17 protein-coding genes are annotated in these 18,905 nt (G+C 63.5%); 9 read left to right on the top strand and 8 right to left on the bottom strand.

Annotation, left to right across the window (positions count from 1 at the left end; genetic code table 11):
- Positions 1-49: 49 nt before the first annotated feature.
- Entirely contained in the window at positions 50-1,384 is a 1,335-nt protein-coding gene (locus ACTX90_RS14800; protein WP_113606993.1) for an MFS transporter, read from the bottom strand.
- Positions 1,385-1,541: 157 nt separating this feature from the next.
- On the opposite strand from ACTX90_RS14800, the gene ACTX90_RS14795 reads away from it, so the two are divergent.
- From ACTX90_RS14795 to ACTX90_RS14780, 4 genes are read left to right on the top strand one after another with little or no spacing between them, the layout of a single operon-like run.
- Positions 1,542-2,414: a shikimate dehydrogenase gene (locus ACTX90_RS14795; protein WP_443442300.1), complete on the top strand. Its 873-nt coding sequence runs from the start codon at positions 1,542-1,544 to the stop codon at positions 2,412-2,414.
- Positions 2,414-4,264 carry a bifunctional sugar phosphate isomerase/epimerase/4-hydroxyphenylpyruvate dioxygenase family protein gene (locus tag ACTX90_RS14790; RefSeq protein WP_443442299.1) on the top strand — a complete coding sequence of 617 codons (1,851 nt, stop codon included), beginning with the start codon at positions 2,414-2,416 and terminating at the stop codon, positions 4,262-4,264. Before ACTX90_RS14795 ends, ACTX90_RS14790 begins: the two co-directional genes overlap by 1 nt.
- Positions 4,265-4,282: 18 nt before the next feature.
- The gene (locus ACTX90_RS14785) at positions 4,283-5,053 is read left to right on the top strand and encodes an IclR family transcriptional regulator domain-containing protein (RefSeq protein WP_443442298.1); all 771 of its coding nucleotides are present in this window, start codon (positions 4,283-4,285) and stop codon (positions 5,051-5,053) included.
- Positions 5,054-5,094: 41 nt separating this feature from the next.
- Positions 5,095-5,538: a hotdog fold thioesterase gene (locus ACTX90_RS14780; protein WP_443442297.1), complete on the top strand. Its 444-nt coding sequence runs from the start codon at positions 5,095-5,097 to the stop codon at positions 5,536-5,538.
- 71 nt (positions 5,539-5,609) lie between these two features.
- Here the strand turns inward: ACTX90_RS14780 and ACTX90_RS14775 are convergent, their stop codons facing one another.
- From ACTX90_RS14775 to ACTX90_RS14765, 3 genes are all read right to left on the bottom strand, one after another.
- Positions 5,610-6,614 carry an intradiol ring-cleavage dioxygenase gene (locus tag ACTX90_RS14775; protein WP_443442296.1) on the bottom strand — a complete coding sequence of 335 codons (1,005 nt, stop codon included), beginning with the start codon at positions 6,612-6,614 and terminating at the stop codon, positions 5,610-5,612.
- Positions 6,615-6,728: 114 nt separating this feature from the next.
- Entirely contained in the window at positions 6,729-7,970 is a 1,242-nt protein-coding gene (locus tag ACTX90_RS14770) for an aminotransferase-like domain-containing protein (protein ID WP_113606990.1), read from the bottom strand.
- Positions 7,971-8,125: 155 nt separating this feature from the next.
- On the bottom strand, positions 8,126-8,524 hold the full coding sequence (locus tag ACTX90_RS14765; RefSeq protein WP_443442295.1) for a helix-turn-helix domain-containing protein: 399 nt from the start codon (positions 8,522-8,524) through the stop codon (positions 8,126-8,128).
- 380 nt (positions 8,525-8,904) lie between these two features.
- Here ACTX90_RS14765 and ACTX90_RS14760 point away from each other — a divergent pair, with 380 nt between their 5' ends.
- From ACTX90_RS14760 to ACTX90_RS14750, 3 genes are all read left to right on the top strand, one after another.
- Positions 8,905-10,086, top strand: a complete 1,182-nt coding sequence (locus ACTX90_RS14760; RefSeq protein WP_113606988.1) for an NAD(P)-dependent malic enzyme — start codon at positions 8,905-8,907, stop codon at positions 10,084-10,086.
- 230 nt (positions 10,087-10,316) lie between these two features.
- The gene (locus ACTX90_RS14755) at positions 10,317-10,760 is read left to right on the top strand and encodes a hypothetical protein (RefSeq protein WP_146955948.1); all 444 of its coding nucleotides are present in this window, start codon (positions 10,317-10,319) and stop codon (positions 10,758-10,760) included.
- A 39-nt stretch (positions 10,761-10,799) separates the two neighbouring features.
- Entirely contained in the window at positions 10,800-11,207 is a 408-nt protein-coding gene (locus ACTX90_RS14750; RefSeq protein WP_161447255.1) for a DUF4262 domain-containing protein, read from the top strand.
- Positions 11,208-11,419: 212 nt separating this feature from the next.
- Here the strand turns inward: ACTX90_RS14750 and ACTX90_RS14745 are convergent, their stop codons facing one another.
- Together ACTX90_RS14745 and ACTX90_RS14740 are read right to left on the bottom strand one after the other, a co-directional pair.
- On the bottom strand, positions 11,420-12,187 hold the full coding sequence (locus tag ACTX90_RS14745; protein WP_113606986.1) for a 2-keto-4-pentenoate hydratase: 768 nt from the start codon (positions 12,185-12,187) through the stop codon (positions 11,420-11,422).
- A 323-nt stretch (positions 12,188-12,510) separates the two neighbouring features.
- A complete protein-coding gene (locus ACTX90_RS14740; protein WP_424678251.1) occupies positions 12,511-13,998 on the bottom strand; it encodes an amino acid permease in 1,488 nt (495 codons plus the stop codon).
- Positions 13,999-14,201: 203 nt separating this feature from the next.
- On the opposite strand from ACTX90_RS14740, the gene ACTX90_RS14735 reads away from it, so the two are divergent.
- A complete protein-coding gene (locus tag ACTX90_RS14735) occupies positions 14,202-15,047 on the top strand; it encodes an HpcH/HpaI aldolase/citrate lyase family protein (protein WP_047120092.1) in 846 nt (281 codons plus the stop codon).
- 175 nt (positions 15,048-15,222) lie between these two features.
- Here ACTX90_RS14735 and ACTX90_RS14730 read toward each other — a convergent pair whose 3' ends face one another.
- Positions 15,223-16,731 (bottom strand): alanine/glycine:cation symporter family protein, encoded by a 1,509-nt coding sequence (locus tag ACTX90_RS14730; RefSeq protein WP_053798782.1) that lies wholly within the window; start codon positions 16,729-16,731, stop codon positions 15,223-15,225.
- 423 nt (positions 16,732-17,154) lie between these two features.
- Entirely contained in the window at positions 17,155-18,015 is an 861-nt protein-coding gene (locus ACTX90_RS14725) for a fumarylacetoacetate hydrolase family protein (protein WP_113606985.1), read from the bottom strand.
- 214 nt (positions 18,016-18,229) lie between these two features.
- On the opposite strand from ACTX90_RS14725, the gene ACTX90_RS14720 reads away from it, so the two are divergent.
- Positions 18,230-18,871 carry an ABC transporter permease gene (locus ACTX90_RS14720; protein WP_053798780.1) on the top strand — a complete coding sequence of 214 codons (642 nt, stop codon included), beginning with the start codon at positions 18,230-18,232 and terminating at the stop codon, positions 18,869-18,871.
- Positions 18,872-18,905 lie beyond the last annotated feature (34 nt).

Here is an 18,905-nt window from a genome sequence, read left to right as displayed (position 1 = left end):
CCGGGAATGGACTTCCCGGCGCCTGCCCGCCGTCGTTTCTCGGCCGTATTTATGCCTTTGCTACGTGGTGCCCCAGCTGGCTGGTCGGCACGCGGTAGGTTTCGCGGGCGGTCAGCGCGGAGAGCGAGGCGATCAGGGCGATGGCCGCGGTGAACAGGCTGATCTGCACCCAGCCGCCGGGCTGCAGTCCGCCCAGGGCGGCGACGATGGACGGGGCGAAGCCAGCCATCAGGAAGCCCAACTGGGTGCCGATGGCCAGGCCGGAGAAGCGCACCTGGGAGGAGAACATCTCCGCGTAGAAGCTCGGCCATACGGCGTTGGCCGCCGCGTAGGCGCAGGAGAAGACCAGCAGCGAGAGCCCGAACTGCAGCAGCGTGTTGCTGGTTTCCATGGATCGCAGGTAGAAGGGCATGACCGCGGCGGAAGCCAGCGCGCCGTAGATGAAGACCGGTTTGCGGCCGATCTTGTCGGCCAGCATGCCGAAGAGCGGCTGGGTGAGCAGCGCTCCGATATTGCCTGCCACGACCAGCCACAGGGTGATGGACTCGTCCATGTTGCCAATGGTCTTGCCGTAGGAGATGGCCAGGGTTCCATACACGGTGGACACCGCGGCGATGAACGCGCACAGCACCACGCGCAGCACGTCCTTCCAATGGAAGCGCAGCAGCACCGCCAGCGGCAGCTTGGCGATCTCGTTGTTCTTCTTGGCCTTCTCGAATTCAGGGGTCTCATGCAGCGAGCGGCGGATGAAGAAGGTGACCACAACAACCACGGCGGACAGCCAAAACGGGATGCGCCAGCCGATGCCGAACTTGATCTCGTCCGGCAGTGCCACTACCGGAATGAAGATCAAGGCCGCCAGGATCTGGCCGCCCTGGGTGCCGGTCAGGGTCCAGGAGGTGAAGAAGCTGCGCCGGTGATCCGGGGCGTGCTCCAGGGACATGGAGGAGGCTCCGGCCTGCTCGCCGGCGGCGGACAGGCCCTGCATCAGGCGGGCGACCACCAGCAGGATCGGGGCCAGCCAGCCGACCTGGTCGAAGGTGGGCAGGCAGCCGATGGCGAAGGTCGAGGCTCCCATGAGCACCAGGGTGAACATCAAGACCTTCTGGCGCCCGATCCGGTCGCCGAAGTGGCCCAGGATGATCGCGCCGATGGGGCGGGCGATGTAGGCGAAGCCGAAGGTCGCCAGAGACATGACCGCGGCGTTGGTGTCGGCGTCGGGGAAGAAGATGTGCGGGAAGATCAGGGCTGCGGCGGAGCCGAAGATGAAGAAGTCGTAGTATTCGACGGCGCTGCCCATGAAGCTGGCCAGCGCGGCTTTGACCGGCGTGCGCTGCCCGGCTCCGTTGTCTTCAGATGCCGACGGCTTCGGTGTCGTGGTCATCGGGTTACTCCCTAGATGGTGGCGATGTTCTGGCCTCATTCCTTCAAATGTTCGCTATGCGACCACTTGTTCGGAATGTGTTCATTGGTTTAGAGTAGATGCAAATCACAGACGAAGCAATACCTGTTGCATCGATGACTGAATGCGAGGACCTGCGATGAGTACAACTACCGAATCCTATTTGGTGGGCTTGATCGGCGACGGGGTGATGCCGTCGCTGACTCCCGGAATGCACGAGCAGGAGGCTGATGCGCAGGGCCTGCGCTACCTGTACCGTCCCATCGACCTCACCGTGCTGGAGCGCCCGGGCAGCGATGTGGGTGCTCTATTAAAGGCCGGTGAGCAGCTCGGATTCAATGCCTTCAACATCACCCATCCGTGCAAGCAGCTGGTCCTGGAGCACCTTGATGAGATCTCCCAGAACGCGCGGGACATCGGCGCGGTGAATACGGTGGTCATCCGCGACGGGAAGTTCCACGGCTACAACACCGACGCCTCAGGATTCGGCCGCGGCTTCGCCGAAGGGCTGCCCGGAGCCAACCAGCAACAGGTCCTGCAGCTGGGAGCCGGCGGCGCCGGATCCGCCGTGGCCTATGCGCTGCTGGCGTCCGGAACCGAGCAGCTGTTCCTGGTGGACCCGGACGCGCAGCGCGCCGGGCAGCGGGCCGCGGAATTGAACCGGCTTTTCCCTGAAGCCACGGTCACCGCGGCGTCCCCTGACCAGGTTCCCGAGCTGCTGCCTGCGGTGGACGGGCTGCTGAACGCCACCCCGATCGGCATGCACCACCACCCGGGCCTGCCGCTGGATTTGGCCGGGCTCGAATCCCGCCACTGGGTAGCCGACTGCATCTACCGCCCGGTCGACACCGAACTGATCCTCGCAGCCCGCGACCGCGGCTGCCGGGTGCTTGACGGCGGGCACATGGCGGTGGGCCAGGCCGTGGACTCCTTCGAGATCTTCACCGGCATCAAGCCCGATGCCGCGCGCATGCGCGCACACCTGCTGGAAATGCTGGAGGCGGGCCTGTAATGCGTACCTCCATTGCCACCGTATGCCTCTCGGGCACGCTGGAAGAGAAGATGCTCGCCTGCGCCAAGGCCGGATTCGACGGCATCGAGATCTTCGAGCAGGACCTTCTGGTCAGCCCGATGTCCCCGGAGGAGGTCCGGGCGCTGGCCGCGCGACTGGGGCTCACCTTGGACCTGTTCCAGCCCTTCCGCGACTTCGAAGGCGTCGAGCCGCAGCTGCTGCAGGCGAATCTGCACCGGGCGGAGGCGAAGTTCAAGCTCATGACGCGCCTGGGCATGGACGTGATGCTGCTGTGCTCAAATGTCGGCACCGCCACGATCAACGACGACGAGCTGTTCGTCTCCCAGATCCGCCAGCTCGCGGACCTGGCCGCCGGATACGGGATCCGCATCGCCTACGAGGCGCTGGCCTGGGGCACATACGTGAACACCTACCAGCACTCCTGGGAGATCGCCCGCCAGGCGGACCGCGAGAACGTGGGCATCTGCCTGGACAGCTTCCACATCCTCTCGCGCGGGGACGACCCCGAGGCGATCGCGCAGATCCCGGGGGAGAAGATCTTCTTCGTGCAGCTGGCCGACGCCCCGGTGCTGTCCATGGACATCCTGTCCTGGTCGCGGCACTACCGGGTGTTCCCGGGGCAGGGCGGATTCAAGCTGGACGAGTTCCTCGGCGCCATCGCCCGTTCGGGCTATGCCGGCATCATTTCGCTGGAAATCTTCAACGACGTCTTCCGCCAGTCGAATGTCGAGCGCACCGCGGTGGACGGGCTGCGCTCGCTGAACCTGTTGCAGTCCCAAACCGCCGCGCTGCTCGATGCGCAGGGCATCGGCTCCGCTCTTGCACTGCAGGCGCTGCCCGGCGGGCAGAAGGCCAACGGTTTCGACTTCACCGAAATCCGCACCGAGGACCCCGAACCGGTGGCCCGGCTGCTGGCCCAGCTGGGCTTCGAATTCCGCGGCCAGCACCGGCGCAAGCCGGTGCAGCTGTTCAGCGCCGGCGGGGCGCGGATCATCATCAACTCGCAGCGCAGCCGCGGGGTCACCGCCGCGGTGTCAGGCTTCGGGGTGCAGGTCCCGGACCCCGCCGCGGCCGGCGAGCGCGCCGTGCAGCTGCTGGCCCGCCCGGTCCCGCGCCAGCACCTGCGCAACGAGGCGGACCTGCCCGGCTTCAACGCCCCGGACAACACCGAGGTCTTCTTCGGAGCCACCGGGGACGCCGGGGGCTGGGAAGCCGAATTCGGGGTCCACGAGTCCGGAGCCGCGGCGGGGCACCCCGCGCTGATCCAGTGCATCGACCACCTGAACCTCGCCCAGCCTTGGCAGTCATTCGACGAATCCGTGCTGTTCTACACCAGCGCGCTGAACCTCCAGGCGCTGCCCGGCACCGAGGTTCCCAGCCCCATGGGGCTGGTCCGCTCGCAGGTGCTGGCCACCGGGGACCATGCGGTCAGGTTGGCGCTGAACATCGTTCCGCACGGGCTGGAAGAGGCCATCGACAGGAACCACGAGTACCCCGAGCACATCGCGGTGCGCACTGGGGACATCATCACCCTGGCCCGCAACGCGGTGGCCGACGGCATGGAATTCCTGCACATCCCGGCCAACTACTACGAGGACCTCGCCGCGCGCTTCGACCTGGAGCCGCAGCTGCTCCAGACTTTGCAGGAGCTGAACCTGCTGTACGACCGGGACGAGCACGGGGAGTTCCTGCATTTCTACACCGAGACCATTGGAAACATGTTCTTTGAAGTAGTTGAGCGCCGCGATGGTTACGATGGGTACGGGGCGCCCAATGCCCCGATCCGGCTGGCCGCGCAATTCGAGCGCAACCGCTGGAGCAGACACTAGCCACGGGGAGAATCGACTGTGACGCAGCGGCCGGACTACTTTGTTAAATCCACGGAGAAGACCCTGGCCGTCCTGCTCGCCTTCAACGGCGGAAACCCGGAGATGACCGTCAGCCAGGTCGCCGCCGCCACCGAACAGACCCGCGCCTCCGCCCGCCGCTTCCTGCTGACCCTCACCGACCTGGGCTACCTGGAAGCCAACGGAGCGAACTTCCGCCTGACCCCGCGCGTGCTGGACCTGGGAGCCTCCTACCTTTCCGGGCTGACGCTGCCCAAGGCCGCCACCTTACACCTGGAAAGCCTGGCCCGCGAGCTGGAGGAAAGTGCCGCACTGTGCGTCTTGGAAGGCCAGGACATCCTGTACATCGAGCGGGTGTCCTCGCCGCGGCTGTATTCGATGAACGTGTCCATCGGCAACCGGCTTCCTGCCTGGGTCACCTCGATGGGCCGTGTGCTGATCGCCGAGCTGGGCGACGCAGAGCAGAAGGAGTTCTTGGCGCAGATCGACCTGCAGCGCTACACCGAGCACACCGTGGCGAACCTGGAGCAGCTGCGCGCGGAGCTGGCCCAGGTGAAGGAGCAGGGCTGGTCGCTGGTGAACCAGGAACTGGACGAGGGCCTGCGCGGGCTGGCCGTGCCGGTGTACCGGGGAGACCAGCTGCTGGGCGCGCTGAACATTTCGGTGCAGCGCGGGCGCGCGGACCTGCAGAGCATCACCGAGCAGCTGGTGCCGCGCCTGCGCCGGGCCGCGCAGGACATCGCCGACGACTTCGGGGGACGGCTGGCCTGACAAGCCGCTCGGTTGCGCCGCGACGGCGTAGGCTGTCCTGCATGAGCACAGGCAAGGCGGCCGTGGCGCCGCACGAGCACCCGGCATTCGCCAACGACAAGTCCGCCCAGTGGCTGGGCGCAGGGGTGCTGCGCGCTGACTACGGCGACGTGGTGATCAAGATGCGGCTGCGCGATGACATGCTCAACGGCTACGGCATCGCGCAGGGCGGCATGATCGTCGCCTTCGCGGATACCGCCTTCGCCCTGGTCTGCAACGACCCCCACAGCGATGCAAGCACCATCACCGTGGCCTCCAGGGTGGACGTGAACTTCATGAATCCGGGATTCTCCGGGGATACCACCACCGCCACCGCCAAGCTGGTGGGCCATGCCGGGCGCAGCGGGCTGTTCGACATCGAGGTCACCCGCGACAACCAGGACGGCAGCACCACCCACCTGATCCATATGCGCGGGCGTTCGCGCACCATCCCCAACCGCAGCTAGGTCCGGGCGATCGCCTGCCCAACTCGGAGTCCGACAGGGCCCTGCGCCCGAGCCATTGCGGCCCTCGGCCACTACGAGCCGGCCGGCGCTGAAGCAGTCGGGTCGGTGCCAGGTTGCTGCCCATCGGGCAGTGCAGGAGGACGCCCGCTAGGCATGCCTCCTGGGGCCCCTCCGCCGCCTGGGGCCCCTGCGCCGCCTGGAGCACCGCCGCCTCCCGGGGCTCCTCCGCCGGTAGCCTCGGTGTTCGTATTCACATTGACCGTGAGGCGCACGGTGTAGCCGGCGCTTGTATCTCCGGTGACGGTCGCCAGCTGGGTGGCCCCCGAATCATCGCCGAAGACATTGTCCGAGTCCAGACTCACGCCCTGCAGGTTCTTCACCGACTGCTCGTAGCCGGTGGTGGCGTACACCGCGGTACAGGTTTCCTGCGGCAAGGCGACCTGCGAGGTGGCGATCGCCGTGGTGTGGTCGGTAATCGACCCGGTATCCGGGTACACCTCGAAGTGGATGTGCGGCCAGCGCCCGGCATAACATGCAGGGAAGATGCTGGTGTAGCGCACCAGACCCTCGGCATCGGCCACCTGGACCCCGCGCAGGTAGTTCTCATTTTCCAGACCGCTGGAGTACATGGAGTATTCCCCGGACCGGTCGCAGTGCCACACGTACACGGCCACACCCTCGAAGGGCTGGTTGTTGTTGGCCATGTCCACGATCTTCAGTTCAAGGGTCATCGGGATGCCCTCAGCCGTGGTGGTGCTGGTGCCGAAGCTGGAGCGGATGTCGCTGCGGACGATTCCGCTTTGCTCCAGCACATCGGGCCCATTGGACCCGTCGCCCGGGTACGGGCCGGCGGTCTCGTCAGGGATCTCTGCGGCGGTGGACGGGGAAGGGGAACCCTGGGTGCCGGTGGGGGAACAGGCCGCCAGGGCGAACGCGAGCGTGCCCACTCCCATCCCGGCCAGGACCTTGCGCCGCTCGATCAGGGTGCCGACGTCGAAGGACAGACCCTGGTCCTCAAGATCTTCTTCGGGCCGGGGCAACTGTCGGTGTCCGAACCAGCGTGGTGGGGGATTCATAGCGCGCTCCTTGAAGCAGGTGACATGGGATTGATTGCCGTGTTCACTACCGTAGACGCACGGATCATGGCCCATCACAGGAGGCACTGTGGGTTTTCTGAGAAGGGCTGGCGGCTAGCTTCCCTTGGAGGCGATGGCCTGCTCGAGCAGCAGCGAGAGACGGCGCACGCCCTCGGCGATGGTTTCCTCGTCCACCGAGCAGAACGCCAGCCGCAGCTTGTTGCTGGCCTCTCCCGAAGGGCTGAACGCCGCCCCCGGAATGAAGATGACCCCGGCCTTCACACCCTGCTGCAGTAGCTCGTAGGTGTCGATGCCCTCGGGCAGCGTCAGCCAGATGAAGAATCCGCCCTCCGGATGGGTATGGGTGATCCCCGCCGGCAAATGCTCGCCCAGCGCGGCCAGCATGGCGTCGCGGCGCGAACGATACAAATCGTTGTACTTGGCAATCTGGCCCTTCCAGTCATGCTCGTCCAAGTAGGCGCTGATGATCATCTGGTTCAACGTCGGCGGGCACAGCGCCACGGCCTCGCCGGCCAGGTAGAAGCGGCGGAACAGGTTGGTGGGCACCGCAGCCCAGCCGATGCGCAGGCCCGGGGCGAAGATCTTGGAGAAGGAACCCATGTAGATGACGTTCTGCGCATCCAGACTGCGCAGCGTCGGGGCAGCCTCGCCCTCGTAGCGCAGCATGCCGTACGGGTTGTCCTCGAGGATCAGGATGCCGGCCTCGCGGCAGATCTCGACGATTTCGCTCCGGCGCTCGGCGGCCAGCGTGATTCCCGAGGGGTTGTTGAAGTTCGGAATGGTGTAGAGGAACTTGATTCGCTCGCCGGCGGCGCGCAGCTCGGCGATGCGGGCGCGCAGCGCGTCGGGGATGAGCCCGTTCTCATCGGTGCCCACCGGGCGGGCCTTGACCTGGTAGGCCTCGAAGGTGTTCAGCGCGCCCACATAGGTGGGATCTTCGCACAGGACGGTGTCGCCAGGGTCGCAGAAAACCTTGCAGGCCATGTCCTGGGCTGACTGCGAGCCGTTGGTGACCACCACGTCCTCGATACCCACGTTCGTGATGCCCTCGGCAGCCATGACTTCGATGATCTGCGCGCGTAGCTCGGGGGTTCCCAGACCGGAGCCGTATTGCAGGGCCACCGGCCCCTGCTCGACGATGATGCGCTGGGCCAGCTCGCCGACTTTCTGAAGCGGCAGCAGCTGTAGGTACGGGTTGCCGCCGGCCAGCGAAACCAGCGAAGGATCCAGCGACAGCTCGAACACGTCGCGGACCGCCGACTGCTTGATTCCGGCGGCGCGCCGGGAGAAGAGCGCTTCCTGCACGTCCTGGATGGAACGCTGATCGGTTGACATGGGTCCTCCTGGATCGGCCGGCCCCACGGTAGCGGGAGCGCGGCGACTGCGACGTTCAGTGGCGCAGAAAAGTTTTCAAATAGAATACTTTGGTATTCCAACAGGAAAACAGGTGCTTGGCAAGATCCTAGGCCCCGAAAACCGCAATTTCGCTGTCAGTTCGCCCTGGATGACGGGCTCTCGCGGGAGTCCAGCCAAGCCTGGATGGCGCTGGGGCGGATGCGGCGATGCGTGCCCCGGTATTCCACCGGAATGATTCCGGAGTCCGCGAGCTTGCGAAGATAGCTGTTGGAAATCCCCGCCATCTGGGCCGCCTGTGAGGTGTTCAGCAGCAGTTCGGCGGTGCCGATGGTGACCGAGTCCCCGGCGGCGAAGCGCGAGAGCACTTCGATCAACGCGTCGTGGGCATCCTTGGGGATCTGCAGGGCGGTGCCGTTGACGAATACCGTCGTGTCGCTGGATTCGGCCAGCGCGCGGCGCAGCCTCGCGGTGGTTTTTTCATCGAGTGCCTCGAAGGTGCGCACCTTGCCCAGCGCGGAAGTCGGAGTTGCCATAGGTCTCATTTTGCCTGAGAACCGCCCTGGCCGCACGGTTGGTGACCGAGGCCTTCCAGATGCCGATTATGAAACTTTATGACGGTGATGCGACGAATGGGGGTTGTCTAGCGACCAGCGGTTCCCGTATGGTGGAAATCGTAGGTCTAAAGAAAGTACTGACCAGCCATCTTCCGGCACACCGTGGGGAACGCTTCGCCTTACCAGGCTGCTTCGCTCGGGGAACTGTGCACATGGACGCTTGATACCTGCCTTAACTGCGCAGCCTCAAGATCCATTGCGGTCGGATGAATGGTCATGCGCGTTCCTACGCTATTCCACAAGTTTCGTGGGTACTGCGTTTTCGTCATTCAGAACTTTCTTGAAAGTAGAGCTATTCAATGTCTGTTGAATCCACTAAAGACCTGTCCACCATCACCGACACCGAAATCTTCGACTCCCACCTCGGCGGCAAGCTGAGCGTCCAGTCCAAGATGCCGCTGACCTCCAAGCGCGATCTGTCCATTGCCTACACCCCGGGTGTCGCCAAGGTATCGCAGGCCATCGCGGATGATCCGGCAAAACACGCCACCCACACCTGGGCCTCCCGCTTGGTCGCCGTGGTCTCCGACGGCACCGCGGTGCTGGGCCTTGGCGACATCGGCGCCGCCGCCTCGCTTCCGGTTATGGAAGGAAAGAGCGCCCTGTTCAAGGAATTCGGCGGCCTGGATTCCATCCCGTTGGTGCTGGATACCAAGAACGTCGATGAAATCGTCGAGACGATCGTCCGCCTGCAGCCAAGCTTCGGCGCAGTGAATCTGGAAGACATCTCCGCCCCACGCTGCTTCGAGATCGAGCGCCGACTGATCGAGGAACTCGACGTTCCGGTCATGCACGATGACCAGCATGGAACCGCCGTGGTGGTCCTCGCGGCCCTGATCGGTGCAGCACGCCAGGTCAAGCGGGACATCAGCTCCATGAAGGTTGTCGTCTCCGGTGCCGGTTCGGCCGGCGTCGCCGTGACCAACCTGCTGCTGTCCGCCGGCGTCGACGACGTGATCGTGCTCGACTCGCGCGGCACCATCCACCGCGAGCGCAACGACCTGAACCAGTTCAAGGCAGACCTGGCCGCCCGCACCAACCGCGACGACGTGATGGGCGGACTGGCCGAGGCGCTGGACGGCGCGGACGTCGTGGTCGGCCTGTCTTCCTCGACCTTCCCGGAGGAAGCGCTGGCCAAGATGAACAAGGACGCGATCATCTTCGCCCTGTCTAACCCGTCCCCGGAAGTCATGCCGGATGTCGCCGCCAAGTACGCGGCAGTGGTCGCCACCGGCCGCAGCGACTTCCCGAACCAGATCAACAACGTGCTCGCATTCCCGGGCATCTTCCGCGGCGCGCTGGATTCTGGCGCCAAGAAGATCACCGAGGAAATGAAGGTCGCAGCCGCCCACGCCATCGCCGAACTCACCGGCGACGACCTGGCCGCCGACTACATCATTCCTTCGGCGCTGGACGACCGTGTGATGCCGGCCGTTGCTGCAGCCGTTGGCGCCGCTGCCAAGGCGTCGGGCGCGCTGTAAAGATTCCCCTGCGAGGGAGCTCATAGGCGGCAGTTGGAGAGCTGCCGCCACCGGAATTCGCCGTTCCGAATCATTCGATTCGGGACGGCGTTTTTCGTTGCCGCGGGATTCACCGCGATGATCCGGAATGGGCGGCATCCGTTGTCCACATGTCGCACCGCACCGCGCTGGTCCCCCGGAAGCGCGCTGAGACTGGGAATATCTCGGCTCACTACCTAGGGAGGACACTTATGGAAACGTCCGGAGGAACCTTAAGTTTCATAAGCAGCACACCCGATGAAGATTTCATGTACAGGATCGCGCGGGAACTGGACGAGGCGGGATTCGCGGTGGTGGCGTACCTTCCCGACGACGGCCGGACCTTCGCGGCATTTTCCATCGGGCTCAGCAGCTACGGGCATCCGGAACTCGTGGTCACCGCGGACTGCGAAGAGTCCGCGCGCTGTTTCCTGCTCCACCTGATCGAGCAGGTGCTCCGTCGCGGCAAGGCCTTCCGGGAAGGGATCACGTCGACGCCGTTCTTCCCCTCGCTGGAGGTCGTGGACATCACCGACCCCTTGGCTGGGCTGCGTATCTACGATGAATTGCTCGACGCCGAGGATTTGCGGGTGTTCGGAGTACGACCGAAACACGCACTCGATAGCGCCCCTGCCGACAGCACTTCGGTGCGCTGAGCACGGAGAGGAAATGACATGTGCGATATGTGCAATGGCATGACCAGGGAACAAGTCAATGCCAAAACGAACCGCCACATCCAGGAATACGGCAGATCCATTGTCTACGTCGAAGCAGATGCAACCAGCGGATCCTACGGTTACACAGTTGGGCTGAGCAAGGTTGGCCATCCAGAATTCCTGGTTCGGGGCATGGGCCCGGAGGACACCATGCAGATGCTCAACGGCTTCTCGGAAAGCGTTTTGTCGCGCGGCGAGAAGTTCGGGCAGGGGCACACCGCAAATTGGAAGGATGGCAGCCTGCTGTTCTTCAGCACGGTGTCCGGCCGCCTCCATCTGCTGATTCCGGCAGCCTACTCGCGGTACGCGCAGCGGACCCGGCTGCTGGAGATCAGCTTCGTCGGGGAGGACGTTCCGTACAGCGTGCTCGCCGCGCGAAAGAACTAAGCTGGAGGCCGGACGGGAACTGCTCCGGGGTGTTGGTTTTAGGCGGTTACACTCTGAATCCTGAAGAGCCGGTTTGGGCTTACCACTACGAGACTGATGGACCTGCGCTACCAGAATGGAACAGGCCCGGGCAGCGAGTACCGGGATTCGGTTGCTGCGCTCCTGTTCGGAGCGACTCTTCGCCGGGGCTCCGGCCGGAATTGCACCCGGGATTAGCGGAATGAGGCATGCACGGTACCCAGCCTGCTGATTTGGGCGGACGCTGCGGCAGCATTGCCCAGCGACACCGGTACGTTCATGGAGCCGCTGAGCACGACGTCGCCCGGCTTCAATCCCGAACCCAGCGCTGCGAGGTGGCGGGCCAACCATGCGACGGATTCGAGCGGGTTGCCCAGGACGGAGTCGGTGGAGCCGGGATGCTGCGCCCCGCCGACTGTCAGCAGGCTCGTCGCGTCGGCGATATCGGCAGGTAGCCGGACCGGTTCGCCAACCACGGCCGCGGCCGCATTCGTGTTGTCGGCGACGAGCAGCGGGAGACTTGCAGCTCCTCCGGACCAGCGGCTGTCGATGATTTCCAACGCAGGGGCCACGGACTCGGTGGCCTCGATGACGTCTTGCACCGAAGTGGCGGGGTCGTCGAGCGGCGAACCGATGGTGAACGCGATTTCCGCCTCCACCATCGGATTGCTGAGCTGTTGTGTCTCGACGAAACTACCGGAGGGCGACAGCGTGCTTTCCAAAACGTATCCGTGGACCGGGGATTCGTACCTGTATGAGGCGCGCGCGGACGCTGCGGTCAGGCCGATTTTGTAGCCCGCGACGCGGTCGCCGTCAGCTAGTGCAAGTTCGCGGCCCAAGGCAGCGATTTCGCAGGCGAGCTCGAGATCCAGGGCTTCGAATCCGGCAGGCGTGAGTGGTGAGCCGCAGCGTGTGGCGTGGCGCAGATCGCGGGCGACGGCATGAATGTTTGACGCTTCCATATCTTCCTCCGATAGGACGAACAATCCACTGGCTGCGGAGCTTTAGCAGCCTGTTGGATCTTTCGTTGGGGCACTGAGGGGACCGTTGGGTTTACGGATCCGGCGAGGCGTCTTCGTCGGGATTTTTCCGAGCTACAGTACCAGCATGGCAAATCGCATAGTGGAAAATAAATTTCATTACACGAAAAAAAGTCATATTTCGGTGAGAGGTCGAAGGCCCTTTCGGCGGCCCATGCCGCAGCGAAAGAACGAGAGGGCCGCTGGAATCAGAACTGGTTCCAACGGCCCTCTCCGTATGGGGGATCGTCCCTGGCGCACCTCGCCTAGTGCGACAAGCGCGAGCCCTTGGCCTCGAGATAGGCGGCTGCATCGCGCTTCTCCTGGGCGATGCGCACCTCGTGGTCCCGGCGCAGCTGCTGGTGCTTCGGATTCTTGCGCAGCAGCAGGTATCCGAGACCGACCAGCGCGAACCAGATCGGGGCCGCGTACATCCCCAACAGGGTGTCCGGGTCCTGGGTGAAGGCCCACAGCAGGAACACGAAGAAGGCCAAAACTACCCACGGCATGAACGTGCCGCCGGGGACCTTGAAGATCGACTCGTCGTGGGCCTGCGGGCGGCGCTTGCGGTAGACGATGTAGCTGATCAGGATGATGCTCCAGACGAAGATGAAGCACAGCGAGGAAATCGTGGTGACGATGGTGAAGCCCTTGGACTCGCCCAGCCCGAAGACCAGCAGGACGATCGCGCTGAGCAGCACCACGCCGGAGAGGAACAGCGCGTTGCGCGGAACCTGGCGGCTGGTCAGCTTGGAGAACGCCTTGGGGGCGTTGCCGTCCGTGGACAGGCCGAACACCATGCGCGAGGTGGAATAGATGCCGGAGTTCGCGGAGGACATGGCAGAGGTCAGCACCACCATGTTGACGATGTGCGCAGCGGCGCCCAACCCGGCCAGGGAGAACAGCATCACGAACGGGGAGTTGTCCGCATCGAAGCGGTCCCACGGAACCACTGACATCAGCACAGCCAGCGAGCCGACGTAGAACAGCAGTACGCGGACCGGAATGGCGTTAACGGCCTTGGGGAGGTTGTGCTCGGGGTTCTTGGTTTCCGCCGCCGCCGTGCCCACCAGCTCGATGCCCACGAACGCGAAGACCGCGATTTGGAAGCCCATGATGAAGCCCATGAGCCCGCCTCCGAAGAAGCCACCACCCACGTTGAACAGGTTAAGGAAGGAAGCCCGGGCGCCGTCGTGCTCGAAGCCGGTGAACACCATGACCAGGCCGATCACGATCAGCAGCACGATGGCCGCGATCTTGATCAGCGCGAACCAGAATTCGGTTTCGCCGAATCCCCGCACCGAGGGGAGGTTCAGCGCGATAAGCGCCACGATGACAACCAGTGCAGGAATCCAGGTCGGGATCAGCGGCAGCCAGAAGGTTACGTAGACCGAGGCAATCACGATCACGTCGGCCACGCCGGTGACGATCCAGCAGAACCAGTAGGTCCAGCCGGTGAAGAACGCGGCCCAGGGACCGAGGATGTCTCCAGCGAAGTCGGAGAAGTTGCGGTAGCTGCTGCGGCTGAGCAGCAGTTCGCCCATGGCCCGCATGACGAAGTACAGCATGAAGCCGATGATCATGTAGACGAGGATGACCGATGGGCCGGCCACTGAGATGGTTTTGCCGGAGCCCATGAACAGGCCGGTGCCGATGGCACCGCCAATCGCAAGCAGCTGGATATGTCGGTTGGACAGGGCGCGTTGGAGCTCCGGTCCGTTCTCGCTGGCAGTATCCGTGGATTCGTGCGCCACGTGGTGCCCCTTTCGTGCATCGCCCCGCGGGACGCCGGTCGTACTGGTGCGAGCTCATACGAGCCCAGTGAGTGACATTACAGCATCCGAATCTCGTTCAATAGTCGAATTTCCGCGGGAAGTGCAATGCCAGAGGTGGGAATAGAGTTAATTGTGTTCGAGCTCATTAGTGCCGATGACGGGTCAATGAGTAGTCTTGGATCATGGCATTTCGAAATCGTCGAGCAGCGGCTCTCCCGGCAAAGTTGTCCCGATCCTGGCTATTGGTTAATGCGGCCAAGGACGAAGATTTTGCCCCGGCCCTGGCCTCGGAAGCGGACTCAGTCATCTTCGACATGGAAGCCGCGGTGCCCGATGACAAGAAGGCAGAAGCCCGTGACAAGGTGGTCCACGCGCTTTCCAACGGCATGACCGCCTGGGTGCGTGTCAACGGCATCGACACCGACTACTGGTCCGATGACTTGGCAGCTCTGTCGGCCACTCCCGGCCTGCGCGGCGTCATGCTGGCCATGACCGAAAAACCTGAACAGGTCACCTACACCGCGATGCGCCTTCGTGCCGGAACCCCGGTGCTGGCGCTGATCGAATCAGCAGTCGGCATCGAGAATGCTACTGCCATTGCCTCGGCTCCCGGCACCTTCCGCCTGGCCTTCGGCGTGAACGACTTCCGCAAGGACACCGGCGTCTCCGACGACCCGCTGGCCTTGGCCTACGCCCGCGGCAAGCTCGTGGTCGCATCCCGCGTGGGCAAGCTGCCTGGCGCCATCGACGGCCCGCCTCCTGCAGGCTCCGACGGAGCCAAGGTCACCGAGGAGACCCTGGTGACCGCATCGATGGGCATGACCGGAAAGCTGTCGCTTTCGCGCGACCACGTGGACGGCATCAACGCAGGGCTTGCACCGAGCGAGGACGAGCTGTCCTGGGCCATGGAGCTGCTCGAAGCCCACGCGGCGGGCGCCTCGGTGGGCGACGGTTCCTACCTGCCACGACTGGCCCGAGCACAGAAAATCGCCGATCTGGCCGATTCCTACGGCCTGTGGAACGCCTAGGCATCTGATACACAGCACCGTTGCATCCCTCCCGGCGGCTCGCCGGGAGGGATGCTTTTTGGTGTGCTGGTGGCCTGGGCCGCCGACTGGGTTGGACTGCGTTTCGGAGAATAAAACAGCGCCCTCCCTGATCCGTGAATCAGGGAGGGCGCAGGGACGGAGTCCGCGTTTCGAATTAGCGGATTGGATCCGGTTCCTGGACGTCGCCGCCGTACTTGTGCGACGAGCCCACGACATCGCCGGACTTCCACTCGGCCCAGCCTGGGCGGCCTGCCATGAAGTCCTCGATCTGGGCCTTGTCGGCTTCCAGCTTCGGGTCGTTCTTGAGGTACCACTTGGTTTCGCGGGCGATGAGTCCGGACATGATCAGCAAGCCGATGAGGTTCGGCAGAGCCATCAGGCCATTCATCATGTCGGAGAAGTTCCAGACCGCGGTCAGCTCGGTGGTGCAGCCGACGAACACGATCAGCGAGAAGACCACGCGGAACGGCATGACGGCGCGGCGGCCGATGAGGCGTTCGATATTGCGCTCACCGTAGTAGGACCAGCCGAGGATGGTCGAGAAGGCGAACATGACCAGGCCGAGGGTCACGATCCAGTGGCCCCACTGGCCCGGCAAGCCGTAGCTGAATGCCTGGCCGGTCATCAGTGCTGCGGAGATCTGCTCCCCGGTTTCCGGATCGGTCATGTTCCACACCCCGGTAGTGATGATGACCAGGCCGGTGCAGGTGACCACGATGATGGTATCGATGAAGGTCTGGGTCATGGAGACCAAGCCCTGGCGTACCGGGTGGGTGGTCTGCGCAGCCGCTGCTGCGATAGCTGCCGAACCCATGCCCGACTCGTTCGAGAAGATACCGCGGGCCACACCGAACTGCACGGCGATGATGATGGCCGAACCGGCGAAGCCGCCGACTGCCGAGGTGCCGGTGAAAGCATCGGTGAAGATCTGCGCGAAAGCGGCGGGAATTCCACCGACGTTGGCGATCAGGATGTACAGCGCTGCGGCAACGTAGAAGATGATCATGACCGGGACGAAGCCGGCGGTGACCTTGCCGATGGACTTGATGCCGCCGACCAGCACGGCCATGGCCAGCACAGTCAGGACCAGGCCGGTGACCCACGGAGCCACGTTGAAGGAGTTTTCCATGTTGGCGGAAATCGAGTTGCCCTGGGTCATGTTGCCGATGCCGAAGCAGGCAAGAGTTGCCGCAATGGCGAAGAACAAAGCCAGGAACTTGCCGAACGGGCCCTTGATGCCGCGTTCAAGATAGTACTGCGGACCACCGGACTTTTCGCCGGCAGCGTCGGTGCCGCGGTAGCGGACGCCGAGGAAAGCTTCGGAGTATTTCGAGGCCATGCCCAGCAGGCCGGTAACCCACATCCAGAACAGGGCGCCAGGGCCGCCAATGCCGATGGCGGTGGCAACACCAACGATGTTGCCGGTGCCGACGGTTGCGGCCAGCGCCGTGGTCAGGGCCTGGAACTGCGAGATGTCGCCTTCGGCTCCCGCGTCCTTGCGCTTGAGCAATCCCAAGCGCAGGGAGGCCCCAAGCTTGACTAGCTGCAGGCCGCCCAGGCGGATGGTCAGGTATAAACCGGTACCCAGCAAAAGCGGGATGAGGACAAACGGTCCCCAAATTACCGAGGAGATGTCACCAAGTGTGGTGGCCAAGGCATCCATAGAAAAGTTCCTTCGTGCGAGTGAAGAGTATGCAGTCCGTTGATGTAGACGGATTGCTTGCTGTGACTCACTTTATAGGAAGCTGAGACGGATGTCACAAACGGTAACCTTGGCCAGGGTTCCCCGATGTGCCGCCTTGTCAGGTGAGGGTCGGATGCGCGGGTTGGACTATGGGATTTCGCGGGGATCCAGCCGAATTTTCGACATTCAAGCAGGCGAAAAGTGCCTGAGATCGGATTCTTCTGCGGTGAAAATAAGATCCCAGTGAAGAAAATTCCGATCCAGCAACGTGCGCCAGAGGCGTGGGAATTTTCGATGAACGGCAATAACTGTCACGTTTATGTCGAAAATTCTCGTCTCCGGACAACTCCGCTCCCGCATTCGACGTGATGAATGCGGGAGTGGAATCGTCCGTGGAGCGCGCTATTCCGGGGCGGCTGCCTTGAAGGTCACCCGGGACGTGCCAAGCCCCTCGATGCTGGTTTCCAGGACATCGCCGGCCTTGAGCCAGGGGTGGCGGTTGTGCTCGTTGCGCCGGCCCAGGGCAACACCCGCGGGGGTGCCGGTGAGGATGACGTCGCCAGGCTGCAGCTCGTTCATGACCGACAGATAGGCAACAAGTTCCGCCGCGGAGAAGATCAAGTCGTCAATGGTGCTGTCCTGGACGGTCTCGCCGTTCACGACACTGGTGATGCGCGCGTCGGGCTTGAGCTCGTCTGGGGTCACGAGCCAGGGGCCCAACGGAGTGGTTCTGTCCCAGACCTTGCCCTGCAGCCATTCGGAGGTGCGTCCTTGGTAGCCGCGCAGCGACACGTCGCTGCTGACCGCGTATCCCGCGATATGCTCTTCTGCCTGCTCGGCGGCGATGCGTCGCCCGGGCTTGCCGATGATGATGGCCAGCTCGGCTTCGTAGTCCAGGCGGTGGTCCTCCGGTGGGACTTCGATGTCGTCGTTTGCGCCGCACAGCGTGGAAGCGAACTTCGCGAACACCGAAGGGTACTCCGGCAGCTCCTTGCCAACCTCCGCTGCGTGCGCCTTGTAGTTGAGCCCGATGCAGTACACCTTGCTGGGATTCGGGATGACCGGGGCGTAGTCGGCTTCACCCTCGGCGATCGAATCGCCGACCAAGGCGCGGGCCAGAACTTCCTGCTGGATGGCATCGTTCAGGCGCAGAAAGCGCTGCACGGTGTCCAGATTTTCCAGGTAGTAAATCCGGTCGTCCTCGATGACTGCTGCGGTCGTATGGCCGGGGTCGCTGGCCAGGCGAAGGGTAGCTAGTTTCATATACCTATCGAACTACATTTCCCGCGACTGCGCACCCGTAATCCGGACATTCGAAACAAGGCCTGCCTCAATAAATACAACCTAGTCAAATGCTGTATACGGGAAACCCAACTAGTTTCGCCCTGAAAGCGGGACTAAAGTGGGAAGAAACTGAGGCTGGCTCAGCACTCGGTTGCACTGCTAAATACGAAACTAAAGTGAAGTAGGTTTTAATGTGGGAGATTTCATTGGCGAGCGATCTCGCCAAATACTTTTCGCCTCCTGGCAGCACTTCTCGCTGGTCGCGCAGTGCCTGATCCTGGCGACGTTCATCGCGGTTTTGATCGCCGTTCTGGTGTATCGGAACAAAGCATTAGCGGGAATTGCCAACGGAGTCAGTGCCGTCGGCCTGACCGTTCCATCCTTTGCGCTCATCGGTCTGTTGATCGTGCCTTTCGGCTTCGGCGTGACGCCCGCCGTTATCGTGGTGACATTCTTTGCCGCCCTGCCCATCCTGCGCAATGCGATCGTGGGCCTGAACAATATTGAGCCGACCATCGTCGAATCCGCTCGCGGGATTGGCATGAGCCGGCTCAAGACGCTCGTATCCGTTGAAATCCCCATCGCCTGGCCGGTCATCCTCACCGGCGTGCGCATCTCAGCCCAGATGGTGATGGGTGTGGCCGCGGTCGTTTCATACGCCCTGGGCCCTGGACTCGGCGGATTCATCTTCTCCGGACTCTCCCGGCTTGGCGGCGCCAATGCGCTTGAGTCGGTGGTCGTCGGAGTAGTCGGCGTCGTCATCCTGGCACTCATTCTTGACCTGATCTTGCTCGGCATCGGCCGACTGACTACCCCGCGAGGTATCCGTGTCTGATTCAAAAAATTCCGCATCCGGCGTCTCGGAGCAC

Source organism: Glutamicibacter soli, from assembly GCF_052322135.1.
Taxonomy (GTDB): Bacteria; Actinomycetota; Actinomycetes; order Actinomycetales; family Micrococcaceae; genus Glutamicibacter; species Glutamicibacter soli.
Note: the sequence above shows the minus strand (reverse complement) of the source record. Positions and strands in the feature narration are given on the sequence as shown.